Source organism: Caballeronia catudaia (assembly GCF_001544755.2).
Classification (GTDB): Bacteria; Pseudomonadota; Gammaproteobacteria; order Burkholderiales; family Burkholderiaceae; genus Caballeronia; species Caballeronia catudaia.
This window is the reverse complement of the sequence record NZ_FCOF02000006.1, coordinates 174,040-198,620: the sequence shown is the minus strand read 5'-3', so window position 1 is coordinate 198,620 and position 24,581 is coordinate 174,040. Positions and strand designations below refer to the sequence as shown.

Genomic DNA, 24,581 nt, shown 5'->3' with positions numbered 1-24,581 from the left:
ATGTCCATCCGCGAGCACTGGCTGAACGGCCGATGGGCAGGAGCAAAAATCACACAGATCACTGCGGCTTCTGCGCCTGACACCGCCGCAACAACGCCTCCAGCGCCCGATCCGGCATGCCGCTTTCACGCAGCGCCTCGACGGTCCGGCTGACGTAATCGAGCGTCGTGCCGTAGCGGCCGCTCGCGCATCCGAGCACTGTGCGCACGATCGGATCGGCGAGCTTGCCCGTGTAAGACGCCGCTTCCCGCCGCATCACGAACGCGAGCGCCTCGACGCGCCGTCCGTCCGCGAGCGTGCACGGCAGCCACGCGGGTCGATACGAACCCATCGCCATTTCGCGGCGCCACAACACGTCGAGATGTTCGGTCGCCCCGACGCCCTCGAGACGAAACGCCATGCCGGTGCACGATCCGCCGCGATCGAGCGCGAGCACGAGGCCCGGCTGCTCCGGCGTGCCGCGATTCACGCGCGACCACAAATAAAGCCCGCGATGATAGCCATGAACCTTGCCGCGCACGGCTTCGACCGTCGGCAGTCCGGGGTTCCAGATCAGCGATCCGTAGCCAAAGAGCCAGACATCCGACTTGCCGTCCCAATGGGCGAACGCCGCTTCGCGCGATGCCGCGAGTTCGGCCTCCGTCCACAACGCGGATTCACCGAGCGCGGGCGGATAGTCCGGGCAGGGCGCGGACGCAATTTCAGTGAGTGATGAGGGTTCGGGCAGCTTGTCGTTCACAGCGCGTTGGGGCTTTGGACCGGATCAGGTCAGAGGCACGTAAGGATCGGAAAATCCCAGAGACTGCATGATATCCGTCTCGATCGACTCCATCTCTTGCGCCTCGCTCTCGACTTCGTGGTCGTAGCCTTGCGCATGCAGCGTGCCGTGGACGATCAGATGCGCGTAATGTGCCGCGAGCGGCTTGCCCTGTTCCGCCGCCTCGCGCTCGACGACCGGGCAGCACAGGATCAGGTCGCCCGCGACGGGATCGTCTTCGGATTCCGCATAGGCGAACGTGAGCACGTTGGTCGCGTAATCCTTCTGCCGATACGTGCGGTTGAGCATCCGGCCTTCGTTCTCGTCGACGAAACGCACCGTCAATTCGGCATCCGCGAAAAGCGCCGCCTTGATCCAGCGCGCGACGGTCGCGCGCGGCAGGATCGCCTTGTGCGACGGGAACGCCTTCGCGGCGGGGAACTGCATCGTCAAGGTGAGGCGTGGCGTCATCAGGATTTCTGCTGCGCCTGTTGCGCCTGACGTGCCGCTTCGGCCAGTGCGGCGTCTTTCTGCGCCTGCGCGTCGTAAGCCTCGACGATCCGCGCGACGAGCGGATGCCGCACCACGTCCGCCGACGTGAAGTGCGTGATCGCGATGCCGCGCACTTCCGACAATACGTGCTGCGCTTCGATCAGCCCGCTCTTCTGGCCGCGCGGCAAGTCGACCTGCGTCGTGTCGCCGGTGACGACCGCCTTCGAGCCGAAGCCGATACGCGTCAGGAACATCTTCATCTGCTCGGGCGTGGTGTTCTGCGCTTCGTCGAGAATGATGAACGCGTGGTTCAGCGTGCGGCCGCGCATGTACGCGAGCGGCGCGATTTCGATCATCTGGCGCTCGAACATCTTCGCCGTCTTGTCGAAGCCGAGCAGATCGTAGAGCGCGTCATAGAGCGGCCGCAGATACGGATCGACCTTCTGCGCGAGATCGCCCGGCAGAAAGCCGAGCCGCTCGCCCGCTTCGACGGCCGGACGCGTCAGCACGATACGCTTGACCTGATCGCGCTCGAGTGCATCGACCGCGCACGCGACCGCGAGATACGTCTTGCCCGTGCCCGCCGGCCCGATGCCGAAGGTCACGTCGTGCTGAAGAATCTGTTTCAGATATTCACGCTGTGCCGGCGTGCGGCCGCGCAGATCGGCGCGGCGCGTATAGAGCTTCGGACCGTGATCCTCATCGTCGCCGAGGTCTATCGTGGCGCTCGGTTCATCGAACGGATGGTCGGGATCGTCGGCGCGAAAACGCGGATCGGCTTCGCCCTCTTCGCCATTGGCTTCGCGCGCTTCCCGCGCCCGGCGCGTCGCATGACGCGCTTCGACGAGCGCGAGCTGAATATCGTCGACGGAAATCGGATCGCGCGCGCGGTTGTAGAAGTTTTCGAGCGCCGCGAGCGCGACTTTCGCGCCACGGCCGCGAATCGAAATCTTGTGGCCGCGCCGCGAGAGCGTCACGTCGAGCGCCTGTTCGATCTGCCGCAGGTTTTCATCGAGCGGGCCGCAGAGGTTGGCGAGCCGCGCGTTGTCCTCGCGCGGTGCGGTGAATTCCAGATGCTGCGTAGGAGCGTTCTTCAAAGTGTCCTGTCTTTAATTTGCGACTGCGGTCGTCTCTGGCACGAGCACCAGCTCGCCGCGCAGCGAATGCGGATACGCATGCACGATCTTCACGTCGATCATCTGGCCGATCAGGCGCGCGTGCGATTCCACCGGCGCGGGGAAATTGACGACGCGATTGTTCTGCGTGCGCCCGGCGAGCTCGTTCGGGTCCTTGCGCGCCGGGCGCTCGACCAGAATGCGTTCGACTTTTCCGACCATCGATTCGCTGATGCGCTGCACGTTTTCCTCGATCGTCGCCTGCAAATGTTGCAGCCGCTTGAGCTTGATTTCGCGCGGTGTGTCGTCGTGCAGGTTCGCGGCGGGCGTGCCGGGGCGCGGACTGTAGATGAACGAGAAGCTCGTGTCGTAGCGCATCTCGTCGACGAGCGCCATCATCCTGTTGAAATCGTCTTCCGTCTCGCCAGGGAAGCCGACGATGAAGTCGGTCGACAGCGACAAATCCGGACGGATCGCGCGCAATTTGCGAATGACCGACTTGTATTCGAGCACGGTGTAGCCGCGCTTCATCGCCATGAGGATGCGGTCCGAGCCGTGCTGCACCGGCAAGTGCAAGTGCGAGACGAGCTTCGGCACCTTCGCGTAGGTATCGATGAGGCGCTGCGTGAATTCCTTCGGATGCGAAGTCGTGTAGCGAATGCGTTCGATGCCCGGCACGTCGGCGACGTACTCGATGAGCGTCGCGAAATCCGCGATCTCGCTCGAACCTAAAGTCAGCGCGCCACGATAAGCGTTCACGTTCTGCCCGAGCAGCGTGACTTCGCGCACGCCTTGATCGGCGAGTCCGGCGATTTCGGTGAGCACGTCGTCGAGCGGGCGGGAGACTTCCTCGCCGCGCGTGTACGGCACGACGCAATAGCTGCAATATTTCGAGCAGCCTTCCATGATCGACACGAACGCGCTCGGGCCGTCGACGCGCGCGGGCGGCAGATGATCGAACTTTTCGATTTCGGGGAAGGAGATGTCGACTTGCGCGCGGCCGGTGGCGCGGCGCTGGTCGATCATCGCGGGCAGACGATGCAGCGTCTGCGGACCGAACACGAGATCGACATACGGCGCACGCGCGACGATCGACGCGCCTTCCTGGCTCGCGACGCAACCGCCGACGCCGATCAGCAGATTCGGGTTCGCTTCCTTGAGCTCGCGCACGCGGCCGAGATCGGAGAACACTTTCTCCTGGGCCTTTTCGCGCACCGAGCACGTGTTGAACAGAATGACGTCCGCGTCTTCGGGCGTGTCCGTCTTGACGAGGCCTTCAGCGGCGCCGAGCACGTCGACCATTTTGTCGGAGTCGTACTCGTTCATCTGGCAGCCAAAGGTCTTTACATAAACTTTCTTGGTCATGAATCGTCGCCGGTCGCAGTGGTTAACCTGGGGGCGCTGGTAAGAGATTGAAGGGTTTCGCGAGCGCTTCTACGGTGAACGGCCCGCTTTTTACTGCAATTTAGCCCGATATTATAGCGCCGGCGGCCATTCCTGACGCCGTGCCGCGCTTGTCCGGCGGATAGGCGAGCTCGCCGAGCAGGTCGTCCGTCGTCTTCTGGAACCGCTCGACCAGAAAGTCCAGCAGCACGCGCACGCGCGGCGCCATGTAGCGATTCGCGTGAAAGAGCGCATGGACGGCGGCCTCGTGCGTGCACCAGTCGGGCAGGACCATCCTGAGCGTGCCGGCGCGGACATCGGCGGCGATATCCCAGATCGACTTGTGCGCGATGCCGTGCCCAGCCAGCGCCCACTCGCGCAGCAGCGCGCCGTCGTTGGTTTCCCAGGCATCCGCGAGCGGGATCGTGTACGCGTAGCGCTCGTCGCCGCGCCGGAAGCTCAGTTCGTTGAGCGGTCCGGCCGCCGTGACCACGACGACGAAATCGTGCCCGACGAGTTCGGCGGGCGTTTCTGGCGTGCCTTTGCGCGCGAGATAGTCCGGCGATGCGCACAACACCCGGCGATTCGGCGCGAGCGCGCGCGCGGCAAGCCCGCTGTCGGGCGGCGCGCCGAAGCGGATCGCGAGATCGATTTCCTCCTGCAGCAGATTCGACACGGAATCGGACAGCGTCAACGCGAACCGCACGTCCGGATGCAGCGCGCTGAATTCATCGAGCCAGCCGCGCAGCAGCGAGCGTCCGAAATTCGATGTCGCCGAAATGCGCACCTTACCGCGCACGACGTTCTGGCCGGCCTGAAGCGCGGCTTCTGCGTCGTCGATCGCCTGCAGCGCGACGCGGCAATGCTGCAGATACAGGCGGCCTTCGTCGGTGACGCGCAACTGGCGCGTCGTGCGCTCGAAAAGCCGCGTGTGCAGCGCTTTCTCCAGCTTGATGAGGCGCGCGCTCGCCGCCGCCGGCGACAGCCCGAGCTTGCGCCCCGCCGCCGAAAGACTGCCTGCCGACGCCGCTTCCACGAAAAGGCGCATGTCGCCGAGCCGATCCATCGTCATTTTCAAATTCAACTTGAGAATGATTCAAAGCGTAGACCAATTCTCAATCGTGCGCTGCAACCGGACAATGCGCTCAGTCCCTGGAGACAAGTCATGCAACTCGACCACGTCACCCTCGTCGCGCCCGACTGCGAGGCGCTCATGCGCTTTTTCGTCGATATCGCCGGGATGCGAGTCGGTCCGCGGCCGCCGTTTGGAGTCGGCGGTTACTGGCTGTATCTCGGCGCGCGGCCGGCGGTGCATCTGATCGCATCGGGTGTCGCGGCTTCTTTGGACAGCCCGAACGCGACGCGCATCGACCATCTGGCGTTGCGAATCGACGATGGAACCGAGTGGCGCGCCTTGCTCGAACGTCTCGACTGCCGCGGCTACGCGTATCGGCTCGCCGACGTGCCGCTCGCCCGCGAGCATCAGCTTTTCGTGCGGCTGGCGCCGGCCGTCGTCGTCGAATTCGTGACCGCGCAATCCTGAATCTGATCTGGAGCCATCATGCCTCTTCCGCTTCTCGCGCTGGCGATCAGCGCCTTCGCCATCGGCACGACGGAGTTCGTCATCATGGGCCTCTTGCCCAACGTCGCGCACGATCTCGCCGTATCGATTCCTTCGGCGGGCCTGCTCGTCACCGGTTACGCGCTCGGTGTCGCGGTCGGCGCGCCGCTGCTCGCCGTGCTGACCGCCAAAATGCCGCGCAAGCTCGCGCTGCAATTGCTGATGGCCGTGTTCATCGTCGGCAACGTGCTGTGCGCGGTCGCGCCGGACTACGGCCTGCTAATGGTCGCACGCGTCGTGACGTCGTTCGCTCACGGCGCGTTCTTCGGCATCGGCGCGGTCGTGGCCGCGTCGCTCGTGCCGGCGGAAAAGCGCGCGAGCGCCATCGCCCTGATGTTCACCGGGCTCACGCTCGCGAACGTGTTGGGCGTGCCGTTCGGTACGTTCGTCGGACAGGAATTGGGCTGGCGCGCGACCTTCTGGATCGTCGCCGGTCTGGGCGTGCTCTCGGCGCTCGGCGTGACGGCGCTCGTGCCGAACCGGCATGACGCCGGGCCGAGCGGCCTCGGCCGGGAAGTGCGCGTGCTGCGCGACGGCCAAGTCTGGCTCGCGCTGACGATGACCGTGCTCGGCTTCGGCGGCGTGTTCGTGGTGTTCACTTACATCGCGCCGATTCTCGAACAGGTCGGCGGCTTCTCGCCACGCGCCGTCACGCTGATTCTGGTGCTGTTCGGCGTTGGGCTGACGATCGGCAATACGATTGGCGGCCGACTCGCCGACCGCGCGCTGATGCCGTCGCTGATGGCCATTCTGTTCGCGCTCGCCATCGTGATGGCGGTGTTCGCGACGACGAGCCACAGTCAGATCGGCGCGATCGTCACGATTTTCGTGTGGGGCATTGCGGCTTTCGCGACGGTGCCGCCGCTGCAGACGCGTGTCGTCGAGAAGGCGAAGGATGCGCCGAATCTCGCGTCTACGCTGAATATCGGCGCGTTCAACGTGGGCAATGCCGGCGGCGCGTGGCTCGGCGGCTCGGTGTTGACGCACGGCCACGGACTCGACGCGCTGCCGTGGGCCGCCGCCGCGGTGGCGGTCGCCGCGCTCGCCGTGACGTGGCTCGCCGCGCGGCTGGATGCGCCGCGCGTTACTTCGGACATAAAAGCAGCCGACGCCTGCTGAGCGCTTATCATGTTGGCTCAACGTAATCCGAGCCAACATGATCGATCATCTCATCTGCGATTGCGACGGCGTGCTCGTCGACAGCGAAATCATCGCGGATCGCGTGATGCTGGACGTCCTCACCGAGACGTTTCCCGGCATCGACTTCAAACCGGACGTCAAGACGGCTTTCGGCCAGCAAACCTCACGCTTTCTAGCCCACCTCGAGACGAAGTTCGGCATCGCGATGCCGCCGAATTTCGTCGGTACGATCGAGGCGCACGTCTCCGCCGAGCTCGCGCGTTCGGTCGGACCGATCGCCGGCGTGCGCCCCGCGCTGGAAGGCTGCGGGCTGCCGGTCGCGGTGGTGTCGAACAGCCGCATGGAGCGCGTGCGCGCATCGGTGCGGCGCGCGGGTCTGTCCGAGATCGTCGGCGCGCGCGTGTTCAGCGCGCAGCAAGTCGAGCGGCCGAAGCCTTATCCGGATGTCTATCTGCTCGCCGCGCGCACCCTCGAAGTCGATCCGGCGCGCTGCCTCGTCGTGGAGGACAGCGTCGCCGGACTGACGGCGGCGCGCGCGGCGGGCATGAAGACGATTGCGTTCGTCGGCGCGAGCCATATTCCGTCCGGCTATGCGCAGGTGCTGCGCGAAACCGGCATCACACGGATCATGGAGCACATGGACGAACTGCCCGCGCTCGTCGCGGCAGGCGTGCGCGGGGATTTCGGCGACGTCCTGTCCTGATTGTTACGCCGCTTCTTCGACTGATTCTTCGATCGATGCACGCGCGGCCGCCAGCGCCTCGCGAAATTCCACCAGCTCCGCGATGGTCAGCATCGGCAGGCCGTGCTCCTTCGCGAAGCGCTCGACTTGCGCGCCGCGCGTCATCGTGCCGTCGGGGTTCATCAGTTCGCACAGCACGCCGGCGGGCTTGAGACCGGCGAGAATCGCCAGGTCGACGGTGCCTTCCGTGTGCCCGCGCCGCGCGAGCACGCCGCCTGGCATGGCGCGCAGCGGAAATACGTGACCGGGCCGGACGATATCGCCCGGCTTCGCGTGATCGGCGATGGCCGCGCGAATCGTCGTCACGCGATCGGCCGCCGATACGCCCGTGGTCACGCCTTCGCGCGCTTCGATCGACACAGTGAACGCGGTGCCGTAGCGGCTGCCGTTGGCGGCGGCCATCGGCGGGAGTTCGAGCGCGCGCACTTTCTCGTCGGGCAGGCAAAGGCACACGATGCCGCTGCATTCGCGGATGAGCAGGGCCATCGTGGCGTCGGTGAGCTTCTCGGCGGCGACGATCAGGTCGGCTTCGTTCTCGCGGTCGTCGTCGTCCTGCAGGACGACGGGGCGGCCTTCGCGCATGGCGTCGAGCGCGGCGGCGATGCGCGCCGGAACATCGAACGATGCGAGTTGCGAAAGATCAGAGGCGGCGTCATCGGCGATGACGGCGGGGGTGGCGAACGACAGGCTGCTGGTAGCTTGGGTCTGGAACATGTGAAACGCTCTCGCGCAAAAATTTAAGCGAAAAACGTTTCAGGGCATTGCAAACAGACAGAACGACACCCCGCGGCGACGCTTGAGCGGCGTCGTCCGGTTCGGCGCGATACATGAATCGCGGAGGGGAACGGACATGACCATCTGCACATCTTCTCTCATCCGGACTGTGACCGTCGGCTCTGGCGTCTCACCAGATCTGCTGACCCCGCGCATGGTGCTCGCGCGGGCGCTCGCGGGCTCGTGGTTCGGCCCAAAGCCTCGCCACATACCGCCGGTGGGGAATTACACCCCGCCCTGAAGACGTACTGAATGCCTTCGAGCCGTGTGACCCGTCAGCTTTTTTAGGATACCGCACGCGCGACCTTTTTGCACCGCCGCATACGTCATAAGCTTTGCAAAAAGCGCTGTCTAGCTATCGGCCCAGGCCTTCGCCGCATTGACCGCGCGTTGCCATCCGGCGAGACGCGACTCGATTTCCCGGGCAGGCATCGACGGCGCGAAACGCCGTTCGAGCTGCCATTGCGCCTTCAGCTCGCCAACATCCTTCCAGTAACCGACCGCGAGCCCCGCGAGATAGGCCGCTCCAAGCGCGGTCGTTTCCGCAACGCGAGGGCGCGCGACATCGACGCCGAGCAGGTCTGCCTGAAACTGCATCAGCAGATCGTTCGCGCAGGCGCCGCCGTCGACGCGCAGTTCGCCGATGCACATGCCCGAGTCAGCTTCCATCGCCTTGAGCACGTCGAGCGACTGATACGCGATCGAGTCGAGCGCCGCGCGCGCGATATGGCTCGATGTGGTGCCGCGCGTCACGCCGAAGAGCGTCCCGCGCGCCCGCGCGTTCCAGTGCGGCGCGCCGAGCCCGGCGAACGCGGGCACGAAGTAGACGCCGTCGCTATGCGGCACGCCGCGCGCGAGCGTCTCGATTTCGCTCGCGCGGCGGATGATCCCGAGTCCGTCGCGCAGCCATTGCACGACCGCGCCCGCGATGAAGATGCTGCCTTCGAGCGCATAGTCGACCCGGTCGCCGATCTGCCATGCGATTGTCGTGACCAGGTTGTTGCGCGACTCGATCGGCTTTTCTCCCGTGTTCATGACGAGAAAGCACCCGGTGCCGTAGGTGTTCTTCACCATGCCGGAGTCCGTGCACATCTGCCCGAAAAGCGCCGCGTGCTGATCGCCGGCCAGCGATGCGAGCGGCACGTCCGCGGCGAACACCGTGCCTTGCGTCGTCCCGTACACCTCGGACGACGTGCGCACTTCGGGCAGCATGCGGCGCGGAATATCGAGCGCGTCGAGCAGTTCGTCGTCCCAGCGCCGCTCGTGAATGTTGAAGAGCATTGTGCGCGAGGCGTTCGTGATATCGGTGATATGCATGCCGTGCCGCGTGAAATTCCACACGAGCCAGCTATCCACGGTGCCGAAGGCGAGCCGCCCTTGCCGTGCCTTGTCGCGCGCGCCTTCGACGTTGTCCAGGATCCAGCGGATCTTCGTCGCGGAGAAGTAGGCGTCGATCGGCAGGCCGGTTTTTGCGCGAACCATCGCTTCGAGACCACGCGACTTGAGTTCGTCGCAAAGGCCCGCCGTGCGCCGGTCCTGCCAGACGATGGCGTTATAAACCGGCTTGCCTGTGTCCCGATCCCAGACGATGGTGGTCTCGCGCTGGTTCGTGATGCCAACCGCCGCGATCGACGAGGCGTTCACGCCCGCGCGCGTGACGGCTTCCGCGGCGACGCCGGCCTGAGTCGACCAGATCTCCAGCGGATCATGCTCGACCCAGCCCGCTTGCGGATAAATCTGCCGGAATTCCTTCTGCGCCACGGACACGACGTTGCCGTTCCTGTCGAACAGCATGGCGCGCGAGCTGGTGGTGCCCTGGTCGAGCGCGAGAACGTACTGATCCTGCATGGTCTCCTCCGGTCTTTACGGACATGGACACGTTGTCCGTCTGCGCAATCTATCGGAGCGAGGCCACATGGACAACCTGGCCGAATGGCATAGGCCGCGCGACAGGTCTGGCGTCGCGCGCAAAATGCCTATGCCATTTGGCCGAGTGGCGCAGCGCTGCCGATGGGCCGATACTGGCGGCATCAGATCGATCGAAGGGTGAGTGCGATGCGAATGTCGTTGGTTTCAGGCGTGCTGGGTGCGGCGCTGCTGGCGGGCTGCGTGAGCACGCCAAGTCTCGATGGCTCCACGGGCGCGCCGTCGTTCAGCGCGCTGCAAGCCATGTGCGCAACGCCTCCGGTCGATTACGGCGCGGACGCCCAATCCGTCTACTCGGCCTTCTACGATGCCTATGTGGCCGAGCGTCGGGGCGGGCTGTCCACAGAGCGCCTCTGCGCGTTCCAGACGGCGATCGCTGAACGGTATCGCGCCTATCGGGCGAATCCTGGCCCAGACGCGCAAAGTGCCTGGGCGAAATTCTTCCTCGATCAGCGCGCGCAGGCGTTGAGTTGGCGTGCCGCGGTCGACCCGACACTGCGCGCCGGATGAAGCGGCTTGCTTTGAGGTAAGAGAGGTAGAACGGACGCGGCAGCGGGCCACGTCCTGAGTCCCGCTGCGCCTGCTACGAGTAGCGTTTGAAAGCCTTGACGGTGGAATCACCGGTGGCCGTGAGGCGCCATTGCTGACGTCCGGAGGCGAGATTCTCGAGTTGAACGAGCTGGCGTTCGAGCAGGGCATCGAGTTCTGCGCGTTCCATGTCGACTTGATTAGGTGCTTCCTGAACCAGTAGCAGCGTGGCAAATTCGTGCGGACTCAGCATTGTGTTCTCCATGACGACCGAACGGCATAAGCAGCCGGCTTTGTAAGCCGGATCTTTTTGCTTCGAAACGTTGTACGGGGAAACTGAAAAACTGCCGGGCAAAGGCGTTGATTTTGTACTGCGTTTGCCGGGAATTGGGATTGTAGGCAAGCGTCTGACAAGTGCCAAATTTGCAGTGAAAATTTTGGCTTTGACTTTTTACACGCGCGGAGGCGGTCTATCGTTGGCGCGAATTCGGAGAATCCACTCGAACTTCGTGCGGCGGCGCACACAAACGCCGCCGCTGCGGAAGAGCGAATCCGCATTGTGCATCGGCGCAATTCATGCGCATTGTTCATCAATTTATACGATAAATGAATTTGTTTTGGATTAAGCGGACAATGCAATATTTCTCTTTTGCCCGGTCGCTGCCCAAAGGCAGCCGGGACGCTCGGCCTCTTCGCATTTCGGACGCTATTCAATGACTCGCTTCAACTGGCAAAACCCGTATCCCACGCCGCGCCTGCCGGTGTTCGCCCGCAATGTCGTTTCGACGTCGCATCCGCTCGCCGCGCAAGCGGGCCTGCGCATGCTCTGGAAGGGCGGCAATGCCGTCGATGCGGCCATCGCTGCGGCGGCGGCCATCACCATCGTCGAGCCGGTGTCGTGCGGCCTGGGCGGCGATGCCTTCGCGCTCGTCTGGGACGGCAAGAAGCTGCATGGGCTGAACGCATCGGGAGTGTCGCCGGCGGCCTGGAATATCGACTACTTTCGGCGCAAATACGGCGAGGAAGACGGTCTCGCGCGCCAGCCGAAGCGCGGCTGGGACACGGTCACGGTGCCCGGCGTCATCGCGGGTTGGGAAGCGCTGCACGCGAAGTTCGGCTCCCTGCCTTTCGCCGATCTGATGGAGCCGGCCATCGAGATCGCCGAGCGTGGTCATGCGGTGGCGAGCATCGTCGCGTACAAGTGGGCGGCGGCGGTGCCGGAACTGAAGGATCAGCCGGGCTTCGCGGATGTCTTCATGCCGCGCGGCCGCGCGCCCGAAGTGAGCGAACTCGTGCGTTTTCCCGGCCACGCGAAAACGCTGCGGCTGCTCGCGCAGCACGGCCCGCGCGCGTACTACGAGGGCGAGATCGCGGAGCGCATCGTGTCGTTCGCGCGCGAGGGCGGCGCGGCACTCTCGATGGACGACTTGCGCAACTATCGAGCGGACTGGGTCGAGCCGATCAGCAAGGACTATCGTGGCTACACGGTGCATGAGATTCCGCCGAACGGGCAGGGCATCGCGGCGTTGATCGCGCTCGGCATTCTCGACAAGTTCGATGTGAGCGCGCTTACCGTCGATCGCATCGAGTCGCAGCATCTGCAGATCGAGGCGATGAAACTCGCCTTTGCCGACGTCTATAGCTATGTCGCCGATCCGCGTTCCATGGAAGTGACGCCCGAGCAGATGCTCGACGACGCGTATCTTGCACAGCGCGCGAAGCTCATCGACCCGGCGAAGGCCACGCACTTCGACTTCGGCATGCCGAAGGCGGGTGGCACCATCTACATGTCGGTCGCCGACGAGCGCGGCATGATGGTGAGCTTCATCCAGTCGAATTACATGGGCTTCGGCTCGGGCGTGGTCGTGCCGGATACCGGCATCAGCCTGCAAAACCGCGGCTGCGGTTTCTCGATGGACCCGAAGTCCGCAAACGTCGTCGAAGGCGGCAAGCGCCCGTTCCATACGATCATTCCCGCGTTCCTGACGCAGGAAGTGGATGGCCGTCGTGAAGCGGTCATGAGCTTCGGCGTCATGGGCGGCGACATGCAGCCGCAGGGCCATCTGCAATCCGTCGTGCGGATGCTCGACTACGGCCAGCAACCGCAGGCCGCGTGCGATGCGCCGCGCTGGAAGGTCAACCGCGACTTCACGATCGACATCGAGGCTACGCTCGATCTGGACACCGCGCGTGCGCTCGAAGGCCTCGGCCATACGATCAAGTCCGTTGACGATCCCTACATGGACTTTGGCTCCGGCCAATACATCTGGAAGCTCGATCGCAACGATCCCGAGCGCGGATATGTCGCGGCCAGCGACAGCCGGCGCGACGGACTCGCCGCCGGGTTCTGAAATCACTTCGGAGGCCGCGCCGCGTGAGCGGCCTCCATTCACGACGACCTCGTGTTCATTCGCTGCGTTCGGGCACGCGAAAAGGACCGTTCTTGCCCGCATCGGGCGAAAAGAGAGATGAGACGCCATGAGCGAACAGGTGTATCGAGCGCCGGATACGGAGACGTCCCCGGCGAAAGCAGCGCCCTCCAAGGCGATGATCCGCCGCATCGTGTTTTCGTCGTCGGTCGGCAACGCGCTGGAATGGTTCGACTTTCTCGTCTACGGCTACTTCGCGACGGTCATCGCGAAGGCGTTCTTTCCATCGAACGACGAGTGGCTTTCGACCATGCTGGCCATCGGCACGTTCGGCATCTCGTTTCTCATGCGCCCGCTCGGCGCAGTCGTGCTCGGCGTCTACGGCGACCGCGAAGGGCGCAAGGCCGCGCTCACGCTCGCCATTCTGCTGATGATGGTCGGCACGCTCACGATGGCGGTGATGCCGTCGTATCAGCATATCGGCGTCGCGGCGCCGGTTCTGATTCTGCTCGCTCGGCTCGTTCAAGGCTTCGCGGTCGGCGGCGAGTTCGGCAGCGCGACTGCGTTCATGGTCGAACACAGTGAAGCGCGGCGCGGCTATTACGCGAGTTGGCAGTTCGCGAGCCAGGGACTCGCCGCGATCATGGCCGCGGCGTTCGGTTCGATTCTGAGCGCGTGGCTGCCGCAGCCGCAACTCGAAAGCTGGGGATGGCGCATTCCGTTCGTGTTCGGTCTGCTCGTCGGTCCGGTCGGCTACTACATCCGTTCGCATCTTGACGAAACGCCGGAATTTCTCGCGACGCGTGCCGCGACGAAGGCGAGCGCGCCCGGCGTCTCGTTCTCGAATCAATGGCTGAATCTGCTGCTCGCCGTGGGCATCGTCGCGCAGTCGACAGTGGGCGTGTATGTCCTGCAGCTCTACATGCCGATGTACGCGGTCAAGCAGCTGCATTTGCCAGCGGCCGCATCGTTTGCCGTCGTCGTGCTCAATGGCGGACTGCAGTTCGTCTTTTCCCCGCTGATGGGCGCGCTGTCCGACCGGCTCGGACGTATTCGCATCATGCTCGGCACGTCGATCTTCATGGGTGTCACGATTTATCCGATGTTTGCATGGCTGCAAACGCATCCGACAGTCGCCTCGCTCGTCGTGCTGCAAGCCGTCGCGGGCATTTTGAAGGCCGCATACTCCGGTCCGATGCCCGCGCTGATGTCCGAAATCTTTCCGACACGCGTGCGTTCGACCGGTCTTTCGATTGGCTATGCGCTCGGCGTGACGCTCTTTGGCGGTTTCGCGCCGACAATCGTCGAGGCGTTCATCCACGTCACCGGCGACAAGCTCGCGCCGAGTTACTACGTGTTGATGGCCGCGGTGCTGTCGGGCGTGTCGCTGGCGATCGTCGCGTGGCGCATGCGCGCGGTGCGACGAGCGACGTAGCGACGCATCCAGATTGCGTTCCTAATTCCCAGGTATCGACTTCAAGCAACAGTCGGCACGTTTCATGCTGCGCTGCAACGATGGCCGCCACCCGAGTCGTAAGAATTTGGCCGAAACGGAACCGGCGCACCGCGCATGAGTCTGTCCCCATGTCTGCAAACTCGTTGCAGGGCGGCTAAGATGGAAAGACAAGCCGCTAACACTTGAAGTCAAAGATGCCGGGGCCGAACCGATCCTGGCGTCACCTGAACCTCGGCCGTCCTCTTGTTGGCCGATGGCGCGTTCAGTCCAGCCTGGGAGCGCGGATATATATGCACACAGACAGTACTCACGTGATGCCGTGGCGCATCGAAGACATCGATCTCACGCGAATCGATCGCAAGAAGGCAGCGTCCAACGAGCATCTTCTTTTGTTGTTGTGCGCCTGCTCGTTCATCGAGAGCGGTACGGACCTTTATACGAGCAACCTCAGCAAGTATTTTCATGACGACCCCGAGATCTCGGCGTGGCTCAACAATGAGTGGGAGCCCGAAGAGATGCAGCACGGCAGGGCGCTCAAGACTTACATCAATTACGTGTGGCCCGGATTTGACTGGGACACGGCGTTCAGGAATTTCTTCGACGAATACTCGCTCACCTGCTCTTACGAGGCATTCGAGAAGAAGCGCGCGCTGGAGATGGTGGCGCGTTGCGTCGTCGAGACGGGCACCGCCACGCTGTATCGAGCGATCAACGAATGTTCCGACGAACCGGTGCTCAAAGAGATCACCGACAACATTCGCACGGACGAAGTGCGGCACTACAAGCACTTTTTCCACTTCTTCAAGAAGTGGAACAAGATCGAAGGCAATGGCCGCATGGCCGTGCTCGGGGCGCTCGTGCGGCGCGTGGCGGAACTGAAGAGCGAAGACTCGGAAATCGCGCTACGGCATGTCTTCGCCATTCGTTATCCTGAGCATGCGCAAGATGCGCAGTACAACCGCGAGCTCTCCGCGCGCGTGAATGCGCTCGTGCGGCGCAATTTGTCGGCGGATCAGGCCATCAAGATGCTGCTCAAGCCGCTCGATTTGCCCGCGCGGATTCAGCCCGGCGTGCACTATCCGCTTTCGAAGATGACGCAGTTGTTCTTCCGCTAACCCCTCACCCGACGATGCCGGCCCCATGCCGGCATCTTTATATGACCGATCCCCACGCGCCGCCCTCGCTTGCCTCGCATTCAATTTTCGATGAATGGCCGCCCGAGTTGCGCGCGCTCTTCGACGGTACGCTCGCGGGCGCCGATGCCGGTTTCACCGCATCGCTCTGCGCCGCCGATCACGGTCATCGCGTGCGAACCGCGTTATTGGGCGCCGGCGAACTGCTCGCGCCCGACGCGCGCACACTCGCGTTCGCACTGTGGCCGACATCGCGGACCGCGCAGGCCGTCATCGCGACGGGACGGGCGACGCTCACCTTCGTCTTCGACGAGGCGTTCTATCAGGTGCATCTCGACGCGCGCCAGGTGTCGTTGGACGACGTGCCGCTTGCGTGCTTCGTCGGCACGATCGAGAGCGGTGAAATGCAGCGGGTGGGTTATGCGCGGCTCACGAATGGAATCGCGTTCGAACTGACTGATGCCCAATCGGCGCTCACGCGTTGGCGCGAGCAACTCGAATGGCTGAAGCGGGCGGCGAGCGCCGCCGCCTGAACCACCGGTGCGGCGCACCGGTTCACTGACAACTCGCTTATCGGCTGCGATCGCCCGAACGCAGCGCATCGCGCCGGCCGCCGAGCAGCGCGCCGGGGTTGCCCGTCGGCTTATGCGGATTCGCGACGTGGCCGGCTTGCTGCGATTCCGCGCGGCGCGGGGTCGAGTTCGGGTTCACGTTCGGCTTGCTCTGGCTGCGCGCTTCACGGGAAGGCTGAGCGCCGGGCTTGCCGCCATTTCCCGCATTCCCGCCATTCGACGGCCGCGCGCCACGACCCTCGCCGCTCGGCCGGCCACCGTCGCGACGCGGTTCACCGCTACGTCGCGATTCGCCGCCCGAACGCGCTTCGCTGGTCGCGCGTCCTTCGCCGGCGCGCTGACCCTGACGTCCTTGCCCTTGACCCTGACCGCGTCCCTGGCTGCTGCGGCGCTGGATCGGCTCCGGCTTCGCGTTGGGGTCCGGCTCGAAGCCGGGAATGACTTCGAGCGGAATCGGCCGCTTGATGAGGCGCTCGATATCCTTAAGCAATTGATGCTCGTCCACGCACACGAGCGACACCGCTTCGCCTTCGGCGCCCGCGCGTCCCGTGCGGCCGATGCGATGCACGTAGTCTTCCGGCACGTTCGGCAGATCGAAGTTGACGACGTGCGGCAGCTGATCGATATCGATGCCGCGCGCGGCAATATCGGTTGCGACCAGCACCTGCAGCGTTTCAGCCTTGAATTCGGCGAGCGCGCGCGTGCGGGCCGACTGGCTCTTGTTGCCGTGAATCGCGAGGGCGCTGATGCCGTCCTTCGCCAGTTGCTCGGCGAGGCGGTTCGCGCCGTGCTTCGTGCGCGTGAAAACGAGCACCTGGAACCAGTTGTTGCCGCGGATGAGATGCGTGAGCATTTCGCGCTTGCGGTCGCGATCGACCGGATGGATCTTCTGCTCGACCGTCTCGGCCGTCGTGTTGCGGCGCGCGACTTCGATGAGCGCGGGCGAATCGAGGAGGCTGTCGGCGAGCGCCTTGATCTCGTCGGAGAACGTGGCCGAGAACAGCAGGTTCTGACGCTTCGCCGGCAGCTTCGCGAGCACGCGCTTGATGTCGTGGATGAAACCCATGTCGAGCATGCGATCGGCTTCGTCGAGCACGAGAATTTCGAGCTGCGAAACGTCGATCGTCTTTTGCTGCATGTGATCGAGCAGACGTCCCGGCGTCGCCACGACGATATCGACGCCGCGGCGCAGCGCGTCGATCTGCGGATTGATGCCGACGCCGCCGAACATCACCGTCGACTTGAGCTTCAGGTACTTGCCGTACGCACGCACGCTTTCCTCGACCTGCGCGGCGAGCTCGCGCGTCGGCGTAAGAATGAGCGCGCGCACGGGACGCTTGGCGCCGCCGCTGGCGGGCGCAAGCTGCGACAGGCGCTGCAGGATCGGCAGCGTGAAGCCGGCGGTCTTGCCGGTGCCGGTTTGCGCGCCCGCGAGCAGGTCGCCGCCTTTCAGGACTGCGGGAATCGCCTGGAGCTGGATCGGGGTGGGACTGGAATAGCCGAGTTCGTTGACGGCGCGAAGCAAGGGTTCGGACAGGCCGAGTGAATCAAAAGACATAAATTGGGCGTTCTATTCGTTGTGTCGAACGGCGCGCATGCGAAACGAGGCTGCGGCGAATCAGGTTCGGCCGGCAGAGCGCATGTGCAACGCTCGGAAATGAATCGGGCGGCGGGCCATTCGGCGATCAGCGATCGCCCGGCGTTGCCGCGGAGTTCGACGTGCTATCAAGACACGTCATCTGGCGCTAAGTTGCATCGAAGACATTTCGACGCAGCGGCGCCCGTTACAGTCCGGCGCTCACGCGACATAGCGCGCGACGCTCACGAACTGGCACAGGCTGCCTGCGAGCACGAACAGATGCCAGATTCCATGTCCGTGCCGGATGCGCTCGTCGTTGATGAAAAAATAAATGCCAGCGCTGTAAATCACGCCGCCCGCGACCAGCCATGCGGTTCCCGCGGCCGGCAGCGCCGTCACGAGCGGATGAACGGCCACGAGCGCGAGCCATCCCATCAGCACGTAGAGCACCATCGACACGCTGCGGGTTCGGCGCCCGAGCGTGAGTTCCTGCGTGATGCCGAGCGCGGCGAGCCCCCAGCTCACGCCGAAGAGCGACCAGCCCCAGGGGCCACGCAAGGTCACCAGTGTATACGGCGTGTAGCTGCCGGCTATCAACAAGTAGATGGCCGAGTGATCGCACTTTTGCAGTACCGCTTTCAGGCGCGGCGTGCGCGCCCAGTGATACAGCGTGGAGATGATGTAGAGCGCGCAGAGCATCGCGCCATACACGGCAAAGCTCACGACCTTGTACGCGTCGCCGTCGAGCGCGCCCATCGTGACGAGCGCCGCCAGCCCCGCCACCGACAGCAGCGCGCCGATCAAATGGCTGATGCTGTTGAAACGCTCACCGACATGCATATCGAATCCACCAAAAGACAAGGGGCGCGGCCCCAACTACGAAGGCTGCGCCCCAGAGCGTATTGTACGCTGTCCCGGTGAAGGACCTAAAAAGCCGTTAGTCGAGCGGCGCCGAACGCAGGTTGCTGACCTGTTGCGGCGACACCGGCGTGCCGTGGTTGCCCCACGACATGCGGATGTAGGTCACGACCGAAGCGACTTCCGTATCCGACAGCGACTGCGCGAACGGCGGCATGCCGTGCGGCATCGGGTTGCCTTCCGTGCTCGGCGGATAGCCGCCGTTGAGCGTCATGCGGATCGGGTTGACGGCCGACGGCATCTGGATCGACTGGTTGTTGGCGAGCGGCGGATACGCCGGCGGCTTGCCGAGACCATTTTCCTGATGACACTTCGCGCAATTCTCGGTGTAGACCTTCTTGCCGAGCGTGAGCAACTCGCCGCCGAACTTGTCGGACGTCTCCAGCTGCATGACTTCCGGCGCTTCCTTCTTCTGCGGGATCGACTTGAGATACGTTGAGATCGCGTTGATGTCCGCGTCGGTCATGTACTGCAGGCTGTTGTGAACCACTTCGGCCATCGGGCCGAACACCGCGCCGCGCTGCGACACGCCGGTCTTCAGCAGATCGTTGATGTCCTTCAGGTCCCAGTCGCCCAGGCCCGCTTCCTTGTTCGACGTAAGCGACGGCGCATACCAGTTCTGCAGCGGGATCAGGCCGCCCGCGAAGGCCGCCGAGTTGACTGGGCCGCCCATCGCGTTGATCGACGTATGGCACATGCCGCAGTGGCCGAGGCCTTCGACCAGATACGCGCCACGGTTCCATTCGACCGATTTGGTCGGGTCCGGCTTGTACTCGCCTTCCGAGAAGAACAGCGTGCGCCAGCCGATCAGCAGATTGCGGTTGTTGAACGGGAAGCGCAGCTCATGCGGACGGCTCGGTTCGGAAACCGGCGGCACCGAGCGCAGATACGCGTAGATCGCGTCCGAATCGGCGCGCGTGACCTTCGTGTAGCTCGTGAACGGGAAGCCGGGGTAGAGCAGCGAACCGTCTTTCGAGCGGCCCGTGTGCATCGCGCGGTAGAAGTCGTCGGAGGTCCACTTGCCGACGCCGTATTGATCGTCCGGCGTGATGTTCGGCGTGAACATCGTGCCGAACGGCGTGGCCATCGGCAGGCCGCCGGCGAATTCCTTGCCGCCACGCACCGTGTGGCAGGCGATACAGTCGCCGGCGCGCGCGAGGTACTCGCCTTGCTTGATGAGCGCGGCTTTATCGGCAGGCGTCGCCGCGATGGCGCCGCCCGAATGCAGATTGTCGCCGCCCGACCAGAGGACGGCGCCGGCTGCGACGGCTGCCACCACGACAGCCGAGGAAAGTGCGAACAGGGACTTGCGTTTCATTATGTTGTCGCTCCAGACGCCTTATTGCAGTTCGCTGCCGCACTTGAGCGGCATCTTCAACGAGCCAGCAGGCGCGGGCACCGGATTGGCAGGTGCTTGTTGCGTGGACAGCCAGGCGGCGACGGCGGTCACGTCGTCATCCGTCAGGCGCGAGGCGATCTGCTGCATGCAGTCGGGCGCCTTGGCGTGACGCGTGCCCGACTTCCATGCGCCGACTTGCGCACTGATGTAGTCCGAATGCAGGCCGACCAGACCCGGAATCGCCGGCTGCATGCCGGTCAGGCCCTTGCCGTGGCAAGCCGCGCACGCGGGAATGTTCTTCGCCGCATCGCCGTTCAGCACGATCTGCTGGCCGCGCGCGAGCGTCGTCGACGAGACGTTCGACTTGGCGGGCGCCGGATACGGCGGACGCTGGTTCGAGAAGTACGTCGCGATCTGATGAAGGTAATCGTCCGAGAGATACGTGACGAGGTAGTTCATCGGCGGGTACTTGCGCCGGCCTTCGCGGAAATTCTGGAGTTGGTTGTACAGATAGTCGGCGGGCTTGCCGGCAAGACGCGGGAAGTAGTCGTTGTCCGTGCCTTCACCGTGAACGCCGTGGCATGCCGTGCAGCCTTGCACGCGCGCGGCCATCGTGTCCGGTGCGATGGGCTGGTTCTGCGCCTGCGCGGCGGAGCTGAAAACGCCAGCACTGCCTACCAGAGCCGAGGCAAAAGCCATAGCGAGCAGCGGACGAAAAATGCGTCTTGAAAACACGCGACACTCCATGAAATTCGGGGACCTGCCGAGCTTCGTGCGGCTCGGTGCGAAGGTGGCGAACCACGGCCACGCAGGGGGCTGTAAGTGGCGACAAGTGGCGGACCACGGCCACAGCGGCTCTCGTCGAGCCTCTGATGCGACGCGGCATTCTATCATCGAAGCATGATGGTGACTATTTGACACAATCTCGCTCTAAGTCCCTGTGCAGCACATTCGCGACAATTTGCCGCGCGGCGCTTGACCATCCGCGACGAACTTCCTGAACGAGGAAAGTTCATTGCCTATCGACAAATATTCGACCGTTCAGGGCGCGCCGGTTCGACGTGCTTCATGCAGTTTCGGAAGCGCCCGGCAAAAATTCAAGGCGTTTCGTTGGTGTTCGATGCTGTGCTGCGTCGTGCGCGCTCGTTTAGACTTCGCAAATTCTTCTATGACCTTCCCTTCAGCAATGCGCGTTCACGCCTCGAACCGTCCCGCACGATGAACGACGATCCGCTCTGGTTCGCGCAGACGGCGTTCGCGGCACTCGCCGATCTGTCGTTCGCCTGCGCGCTCGGCGCGTTGGTCCTGAACGCCTGGCTGTCTCGCGAACAGGCGTTCGCGCCTGTCTCTCCGGCGCGAAACAGCTGGCGGCGCGCGTCGCGAGGCGGCCTGGCTGCCGCGCTCGCGCTGACGCTGTGCAATTTCGTTTCGCTGTGGCTCCAGTCGGCGGCGATGAGCGGCGCGCCGGTCATGCAAGCGGGCGCGTCGCTGTGGCTCGTCGCAACGGGCACGCATGCGGGCGTCGGCTGGTCGGTGGCGCTGGCGGGCAGCGTGCTCCTGCTTCTCGCAGCGGCAAGCGGCGGCGCGCTATCGGCTTCGCGGATCGGATCGGCGATACTCGCGGCGCTGATCGTCGCGGCGGGCAAATCGGCGATCGGCCATGCCGCCGACGCGGGCGCGTTCTCCCTCGCGGAAGGCGTTCAGACGCTGCATCTGCTGGCGACCGCGGTGTGGGGCGGCATCGTCATCGCGGGTGCGTTCGTGCTGCCGGCGCTCGATACGTCGGTGGCGCGCGCCTTTCTGATTCGCATTGTCGCCCGCATGTCGCGCACGGCGGCGATCGCGGTCGCGTTCGTGCTACTGACGGGCATGTGCAACGCGTGGCGCGGCATCGGCGGTTCGTTCGCCGTGCTGGGCGCGAGCACGTGGGGTCATGCGCTGATCGTGAAAATCGTGCTGGCCGCGATGGCGCTCGCTTTCGGCGCGCTGAATCGCTGGTCGGCGCTGCCGCGCCTGCAACGCTCGGCCTCGACGATGGACGCGCATACGGTCATCAACGTGATGCGCATCGAAGCGGTGATGATGGCGGGGGTGTTCGTGGCAGCGGCTGTGCTGTCGCACAGCGTGCCGGGCTCGGCGCTCGCGGGATAAAAAAGCGCGGGCGCGTTACTCGTAGCCGAGCTTGTGACTGACGATCGGCGCGCAAAAGAGCGCCACCGCGCAGCCGATGACCTTGCCTTGCAGCTCGACGAACGCCGTATGCGAATCGGCGACGAAAATGACTTCGAGCAGTTGCGGCAGGCAGAAAAACACTGCCGCGCCGATGAACCAGCGCGTCACCGCCGCAATGCGCCAGCCGTGTTGCGCGCCGATTCCCGCCGCCACCACGCGCGCGACGCCCAGCGCGACGAGCGAGCCGACCGCCAACTGAGCGCGGACGTATTCATCGGGAAGGACGTGCCACATGGTCGTTCTCGCTTTTTTCTGGTGACTATGGCCGAGCGTATGCGCAAGAAGCTCGCCAGTATGTACGAGAAAACGCAGATCGTGAAGCGCGGCCCGCGCGGGGCCGCATGCGCTCAGAACGTGTGCTCGGGACCGGGGAAGCTGCCGTCCTTCACCGCGCGCACGTAGGCATCGACGGCCGCGAAAATGCTCGGCTGACCCTGCATGAAATCCTTGACGAAGCGCGGGCGCTTGCCGTGGAAGATACCGAGCATGTCGTGCAGCACGAGCACCTGCCCGGAGCAGTCCACGCCCGCGCCGATGCCGATTGTCGGAATCGCGAGCGCTTCGGTGACTTCGCGGGCGAGCAGCGTCGGCACGGCTTCGATCACGATGAGCTGCGCGCCCGCTTCCTGCAGCGCGATGGCGTCGCGCTTCATCTGCTGCGCCGCCGCTTCGGACTTGCCCTGCACCTTGAAGCCGCCGAACGCATGCACCGATTGCGGCGTGAGCCCGACGTGCCCGCACACCGGAATCGAGCGCTCGACGAGAAAGCGCACCGTCTCCGCCAGCCATTCGCCGCCTTCGATCTTCACCATCTGCGCGCCGGCGCGCATCAGTTGCACGGCGTTCGCGTAGGCATCTTCCTTCGAGCCGATCGTGCCGAACGGCATGTCCGCGACGATCAGCGCGCTGCGGTTGCCGCGCGCGACCGACGCCGTGTGATAAGCGATGTCGGCGAGCGTGACGGGCAGCGTCGTGTGATGACCTTGCAGCACGTTGCCGAGCGAGTCGCCGATCAGCATGACATCGACGCCCGCGCGCTCGAGCAGCGCCGCGAAGCTTGCGTCATAGCATGTCAGCATCGCGATGCGCTCGCCTGTCTCGCGCATGGCCTGGAGCTTGGGGACGGTGATCGTCGAGCGATTCGTTTCCTGCAGATACGTCATGATGATTTCACTAGAGAGAGCGTGACCGGGCTACGAGACTGCAAGCTCAGGCCGAAACGCCTTTGACAAAGAATTCCTTGCGTCCGCGCATCGTCCCGATGCGATCGAGCAGAAGCGCGAGATCTTCATCCGATGCAATCGGATTCAGGTGCTCCGCGTTCACCGTGAGCAACGGCGTCGCGTCGTAGTGATAGAAGAAATCGTTATAAGCATCGCAGAGCGCGCGCAGATAGGAATCCGAGATTTGCAGCTCCATCGGCAGCGCGCGCTTCTGGATGCGCGCGAACAGCACCTCCGGGCTCGCCTGCAGATAGATGACGAGATCGGGCGCGGGGCCGCTCGAATGAATGCGCGAGGCGACATCCTTGTAGAGCTGGAACTCGTCGTCGGGCAGCGTGAGACGCGCGAACAACTCGCTCTTCTGCGTGACGAAGTCAGTCATCAGCGCGGCGCCGCTCATCGCGATATCGGCGGCTTCCTGCGTCTGCGATGCGCGCTGCAACGCAAAGCTCAACTGCGTGGCGAGCGCGTGACGCGTGGTGTCGCGATAGAAACGCTCTAGAAACGGATTGTCTTGCGGACGCTCGAACAGCGTGCGCATCGACCAGCGTTCGGCGAGCAGCGTCGCGAGCGTGGTCTTGCCGACGCCGATCGGGCCTTCGATCGCGATGTAGCGATGCGGCGGCCGTAGTTGCGGCGCGGTGACGGTGAGTGGCGGAACGCTCATCGGCAGTCTGTCTTGTTGGATGGGGTGGCGCTTGCGTTTGCGTTCGTGCCGCGCGCCGGCGCGCCGGCCATGCACTGACACGTCGCGACCTTCTCGATGCGCTGATCGGCGACGCCGGCAATGAACGCATCCGCGCGGTCGCGTTGAGGAAGAATGAGCTCGGGTTCGAGCTCGACGAGCGGCACGAGCACGAAGGCGCGTTCGGTCATGCGCGGATGCGGCACGACGAGATCCGCTTCGTCGATGCTCGATGCACCGTACAGCAAAATATCCAGATCGAGCGTGCGCGGCGCATTGCGATAGGGCCGCTCGCGCCCGAACTGCTCTTCGATGTGATGACACAGACGCAGAAGCGATCGCGCCGGCAGACTCGTTTCGAGCTTGACGACGCAATTGAAGTAATCGTCGCCCGATGCGTCGATCGGAGCGGTGCGATACACGCTCGATTTCGCGAGCACGGTGATCGTGTGCTGCTGGGCGAGACACACGACGGCGTCTTTCAGGGTCTGGCGCGCATCGCCGAGATTCGCTCCCAGGCCCAGATAAGCAATCGTCATGGCAGAAGTCCTACGCGTAGGTTGCAGCGAAAAGCGCGAAAGCAAAGATCGCTCTCTC

General features: G+C 64.2%; 25 protein-coding genes and 1 riboswitch. Of the genes, 9 read left to right on the top strand and 16 right to left on the bottom strand.

What is annotated here, in order from left to right:
• Positions 1–58: 58 nt before the first annotated feature.
• From AWB75_RS09155 to AWB75_RS09135, 5 genes are all read right to left on the bottom strand, one after another.
• Complete coding sequence (locus AWB75_RS09155) at positions 59–739, bottom strand: gamma-glutamylcyclotransferase (protein WP_061123755.1); 681 nt, start codon at positions 737–739, stop codon at positions 59–61.
• Between the two features lie 24 nt (positions 740–763).
• Positions 764–1,228: an rRNA maturation RNase YbeY gene (gene ybeY, locus AWB75_RS09150; RefSeq protein WP_061123754.1), complete on the bottom strand. Its 465-nt coding sequence runs from the start codon at positions 1,226–1,228 to the stop codon at positions 764–766.
• Positions 1,228–2,346 carry a PhoH family protein gene (locus AWB75_RS09145; protein ID WP_061123753.1) on the bottom strand — a complete coding sequence of 373 codons (1,119 nt, stop codon included), beginning with the start codon at positions 2,344–2,346 and terminating at the stop codon, positions 1,228–1,230. The genes ybeY and AWB75_RS09145 overlap by 1 nt, the downstream gene beginning before the upstream one ends.
• 12 nt (positions 2,347–2,358) lie before the next feature.
• The gene (gene miaB, locus AWB75_RS09140) at positions 2,359–3,729 is read right to left on the bottom strand and encodes a tRNA (N6-isopentenyl adenosine(37)-C2)-methylthiotransferase MiaB (RefSeq protein ID WP_061123752.1); all 1,371 of its coding nucleotides are present in this window, start codon (positions 3,727–3,729) and stop codon (positions 2,359–2,361) included.
• 100 nt (positions 3,730–3,829) lie between these two features.
• Positions 3,830–4,813 carry a LysR family transcriptional regulator gene (locus tag AWB75_RS09135; protein WP_061123834.1) on the bottom strand — a complete coding sequence of 328 codons (984 nt, stop codon included), beginning with the start codon at positions 4,811–4,813 and terminating at the stop codon, positions 3,830–3,832.
• A gap of 99 nt (positions 4,814–4,912) precedes the next feature.
• On the opposite strand from AWB75_RS09135, the gene AWB75_RS09130 reads away from it, so the two are divergent.
• The 3 genes from AWB75_RS09130 to AWB75_RS09120 are packed head-to-tail and all read left to right on the top strand — an operon-like array spanning position 4,913 to position 7,211.
• Positions 4,913–5,290, top strand: a complete 378-nt coding sequence (locus AWB75_RS09130; RefSeq protein WP_061123751.1) for a VOC family protein — start codon at positions 4,913–4,915, stop codon at positions 5,288–5,290.
• 18 nt (positions 5,291–5,308) lie between these two features.
• The gene (locus AWB75_RS09125; protein ID WP_061123750.1) at positions 5,309–6,487 is read left to right on the top strand and encodes an MFS transporter; all 1,179 of its coding nucleotides are present in this window, start codon (positions 5,309–5,311) and stop codon (positions 6,485–6,487) included.
• Between the two features lie 37 nt (positions 6,488–6,524).
• A complete protein-coding gene (locus AWB75_RS09120; RefSeq protein ID WP_061123749.1) occupies positions 6,525–7,211 on the top strand; it encodes an HAD family hydrolase in 687 nt (228 codons plus the stop codon).
• Positions 7,212–7,214: 3 nt separating this feature from the next.
• Here AWB75_RS09120 and ribB read toward each other — a convergent pair whose 3' ends face one another.
• Both ribB and glpK read right to left on the bottom strand, forming a co-directional pair.
• The gene (gene ribB / locus AWB75_RS09115) at positions 7,215–7,937 is read right to left on the bottom strand and encodes a 3,4-dihydroxy-2-butanone-4-phosphate synthase (RefSeq protein ID WP_061123833.1); all 723 of its coding nucleotides are present in this window, start codon (positions 7,935–7,937) and stop codon (positions 7,215–7,217) included.
• 173 nt (positions 7,938–8,110) lie between these two features.
• Positions 8,111–8,273, bottom strand: a riboswitch (FMN riboswitch).
• Between the two features lie 102 nt (positions 8,274–8,375).
• Positions 8,376–9,872, bottom strand: a complete 1,497-nt coding sequence (gene glpK, locus AWB75_RS09110; RefSeq protein WP_061123748.1) for a glycerol kinase GlpK — start codon at positions 9,870–9,872, stop codon at positions 8,376–8,378.
• Positions 9,873–10,079: 207 nt separating this feature from the next.
• Here glpK and AWB75_RS09105 point away from each other — a divergent pair, with 207 nt between their 5' ends.
• Positions 10,080–10,460, top strand: coding sequence for a hypothetical protein (locus tag AWB75_RS09105; RefSeq protein WP_061123747.1), 381 nt, complete (start codon positions 10,080–10,082; stop codon positions 10,458–10,460).
• Between the two features lie 73 nt (positions 10,461–10,533).
• On the opposite strand, the gene AWB75_RS09100 is transcribed toward AWB75_RS09105, so the two are convergent.
• Positions 10,534–10,731: a hypothetical protein gene (locus AWB75_RS09100; protein WP_061123832.1), complete on the bottom strand. Its 198-nt coding sequence runs from the start codon at positions 10,729–10,731 to the stop codon at positions 10,534–10,536.
• Between the two features lie 460 nt (positions 10,732–11,191).
• Here AWB75_RS09100 and AWB75_RS09095 point away from each other — a divergent pair, with 460 nt between their 5' ends.
• From AWB75_RS09095 to AWB75_RS09080, 4 genes are all read left to right on the top strand, one after another.
• Positions 11,192–12,829: a gamma-glutamyltransferase family protein gene (locus AWB75_RS09095; protein WP_061123746.1), complete on the top strand. Its 1,638-nt coding sequence runs from the start codon at positions 11,192–11,194 to the stop codon at positions 12,827–12,829.
• 127 nt (positions 12,830–12,956) lie between these two features.
• Positions 12,957–14,282, top strand: a complete 1,326-nt coding sequence (locus AWB75_RS09090; RefSeq protein ID WP_061123745.1) for an MFS transporter — start codon at positions 12,957–12,959, stop codon at positions 14,280–14,282.
• 311 nt (positions 14,283–14,593) lie between these two features.
• Positions 14,594–15,418: a ferritin-like domain-containing protein gene (locus tag AWB75_RS09085; RefSeq protein ID WP_061123744.1), complete on the top strand. Its 825-nt coding sequence runs from the start codon at positions 14,594–14,596 to the stop codon at positions 15,416–15,418.
• 41 nt (positions 15,419–15,459) lie between these two features.
• On the top strand, positions 15,460–15,969 hold the full coding sequence (locus tag AWB75_RS09080) for a hypothetical protein (RefSeq protein ID WP_061123743.1): 510 nt from the start codon (positions 15,460–15,462) through the stop codon (positions 15,967–15,969).
• A gap of 37 nt (positions 15,970–16,006) precedes the next feature.
• On the opposite strand, the gene AWB75_RS09075 is transcribed toward AWB75_RS09080, so the two are convergent.
• From AWB75_RS09075 to AWB75_RS09060, 4 genes are all read right to left on the bottom strand, one after another.
• Positions 16,007–17,566, bottom strand: a complete 1,560-nt coding sequence (locus AWB75_RS09075) for a DEAD/DEAH box helicase (RefSeq protein WP_061123742.1) — start codon at positions 17,564–17,566, stop codon at positions 16,007–16,009.
• A gap of 240 nt (positions 17,567–17,806) precedes the next feature.
• Complete coding sequence (trhA, locus tag AWB75_RS09070) at positions 17,807–18,427, bottom strand: PAQR family membrane homeostasis protein TrhA (protein ID WP_061123741.1); 621 nt, start codon at positions 18,425–18,427, stop codon at positions 17,807–17,809.
• Between the two features lie 97 nt (positions 18,428–18,524).
• Positions 18,525–19,823, bottom strand: a complete 1,299-nt coding sequence (locus AWB75_RS09065) for a c-type cytochrome (protein WP_061123740.1) — start codon at positions 19,821–19,823, stop codon at positions 18,525–18,527.
• Between the two features lie 21 nt (positions 19,824–19,844).
• A complete protein-coding gene (locus tag AWB75_RS09060) occupies positions 19,845–20,591 on the bottom strand; it encodes a c-type cytochrome (RefSeq protein ID WP_061123739.1) in 747 nt (248 codons plus the stop codon).
• A 471-nt stretch (positions 20,592–21,062) separates the two neighbouring features.
• On the opposite strand from AWB75_RS09060, the gene AWB75_RS09055 reads away from it, so the two are divergent.
• Positions 21,063–21,995: a copper resistance D family protein gene (locus AWB75_RS09055; protein ID WP_061123831.1), complete on the top strand. Its 933-nt coding sequence runs from the start codon at positions 21,063–21,065 to the stop codon at positions 21,993–21,995.
• A 15-nt stretch (positions 21,996–22,010) separates the two neighbouring features.
• Here the strand turns inward: AWB75_RS09055 and AWB75_RS09050 are convergent, their stop codons facing one another.
• From AWB75_RS09050 to folK, 4 genes are all read right to left on the bottom strand, one after another.
• Positions 22,011–22,310, bottom strand: a complete 300-nt coding sequence (locus AWB75_RS09050) for a hypothetical protein (RefSeq protein WP_061123738.1) — start codon at positions 22,308–22,310, stop codon at positions 22,011–22,013.
• A gap of 113 nt (positions 22,311–22,423) precedes the next feature.
• Positions 22,424–23,239 carry a 3-methyl-2-oxobutanoate hydroxymethyltransferase gene (gene panB / locus AWB75_RS09045; protein ID WP_061123737.1) on the bottom strand — a complete coding sequence of 272 codons (816 nt, stop codon included), beginning with the start codon at positions 23,237–23,239 and terminating at the stop codon, positions 22,424–22,426.
• A gap of 46 nt (positions 23,240–23,285) precedes the next feature.
• Complete coding sequence (locus AWB75_RS09040) at positions 23,286–23,966, bottom strand: deoxynucleoside kinase (protein WP_061123736.1); 681 nt, start codon at positions 23,964–23,966, stop codon at positions 23,286–23,288.
• Complete coding sequence (gene folK / locus AWB75_RS09035; protein WP_061123735.1) at positions 23,963–24,523, bottom strand: 2-amino-4-hydroxy-6-hydroxymethyldihydropteridine diphosphokinase; 561 nt, start codon at positions 24,521–24,523, stop codon at positions 23,963–23,965. The genes AWB75_RS09040 and folK overlap by 4 nt, the downstream gene beginning before the upstream one ends.
• Positions 24,524–24,581 lie beyond the last annotated feature (58 nt).

Excerpts from the sequence above, each read along its gene's own strand:
- ybeY (WP_061123754.1), bottom strand. The coding sequence starts at position 1,228 with ATGACGCCACGCCTCACCTTGACGATGCAGTTCCCCGCCGCGAAGGCG.
- miaB (WP_061123752.1), bottom strand. The coding sequence starts at position 3,729 with ATGACCAAGAAAGTTTATGTAAAGACCTTTGGCTGCCAGATGAACGAG.
- AWB75_RS09135 (WP_061123834.1), bottom strand. The coding sequence starts at position 4,813 with ATGGATCGGCTCGGCGACATGCGCCTTTTCGTGGAAGCGGCGTCGGCA.
- AWB75_RS09130 (WP_061123751.1), top strand. The coding sequence starts at position 4,913 with ATGCAACTCGACCACGTCACCCTCGTCGCGCCCGACTGCGAGGCGCTC.
- AWB75_RS09125 (WP_061123750.1), top strand. The coding sequence starts at position 5,309 with ATGCCTCTTCCGCTTCTCGCGCTGGCGATCAGCGCCTTCGCCATCGGC.
- AWB75_RS09120 (WP_061123749.1), top strand. The coding sequence starts at position 6,525 with ATGATCGATCATCTCATCTGCGATTGCGACGGCGTGCTCGTCGACAGC.
- glpK (WP_061123748.1), bottom strand. The coding sequence starts at position 9,872 with ATGCAGGATCAGTACGTTCTCGCGCTCGACCAGGGCACCACCAGCTCG.
- AWB75_RS09105 (WP_061123747.1), top strand. The coding sequence starts at position 10,080 with ATGCGAATGTCGTTGGTTTCAGGCGTGCTGGGTGCGGCGCTGCTGGCG.
- AWB75_RS09100 (WP_061123832.1), bottom strand. The coding sequence starts at position 10,731 with ATGCTGAGTCCGCACGAATTTGCCACGCTGCTACTGGTTCAGGAAGCA.
- AWB75_RS09095 (WP_061123746.1), top strand. The coding sequence starts at position 11,192 with ATGACTCGCTTCAACTGGCAAAACCCGTATCCCACGCCGCGCCTGCCG.
- AWB75_RS09090 (WP_061123745.1), top strand. The coding sequence starts at position 12,957 with ATGAGCGAACAGGTGTATCGAGCGCCGGATACGGAGACGTCCCCGGCG.
- AWB75_RS09085 (WP_061123744.1), top strand. The coding sequence starts at position 14,594 with ATGCACACAGACAGTACTCACGTGATGCCGTGGCGCATCGAAGACATC.
- AWB75_RS09080 (WP_061123743.1), top strand. The coding sequence starts at position 15,460 with ATGACCGATCCCCACGCGCCGCCCTCGCTTGCCTCGCATTCAATTTTC.
- AWB75_RS09075 (WP_061123742.1), bottom strand. The coding sequence starts at position 17,566 with ATGTCTTTTGATTCACTCGGCCTGTCCGAACCCTTGCTTCGCGCCGTC.
- trhA (WP_061123741.1), bottom strand. The coding sequence starts at position 18,427 with ATGCATGTCGGTGAGCGTTTCAACAGCATCAGCCATTTGATCGGCGCG.
- AWB75_RS09065 (WP_061123740.1), bottom strand. The coding sequence starts at position 19,823 with ATGAAACGCAAGTCCCTGTTCGCACTTTCCTCGGCTGTCGTGGTGGCA.
- AWB75_RS09060 (WP_061123739.1), bottom strand. The coding sequence starts at position 20,591 with ATGGAGTGTCGCGTGTTTTCAAGACGCATTTTTCGTCCGCTGCTCGCT.
- AWB75_RS09055 (WP_061123831.1), top strand. The coding sequence starts at position 21,063 with ATGAACGACGATCCGCTCTGGTTCGCGCAGACGGCGTTCGCGGCACTC.
- AWB75_RS09050 (WP_061123738.1), bottom strand. The coding sequence starts at position 22,310 with ATGTGGCACGTCCTTCCCGATGAATACGTCCGCGCTCAGTTGGCGGTC.
- panB (WP_061123737.1), bottom strand. The coding sequence starts at position 23,239 with ATGACGTATCTGCAGGAAACGAATCGCTCGACGATCACCGTCCCCAAG.
- AWB75_RS09040 (WP_061123736.1), bottom strand. The coding sequence starts at position 23,966 with ATGAGCGTTCCGCCACTCACCGTCACCGCGCCGCAACTACGGCCGCCG.
- folK (WP_061123735.1), bottom strand. The coding sequence starts at position 24,523 with ATGACGATTGCTTATCTGGGCCTGGGAGCGAATCTCGGCGATGCGCGC.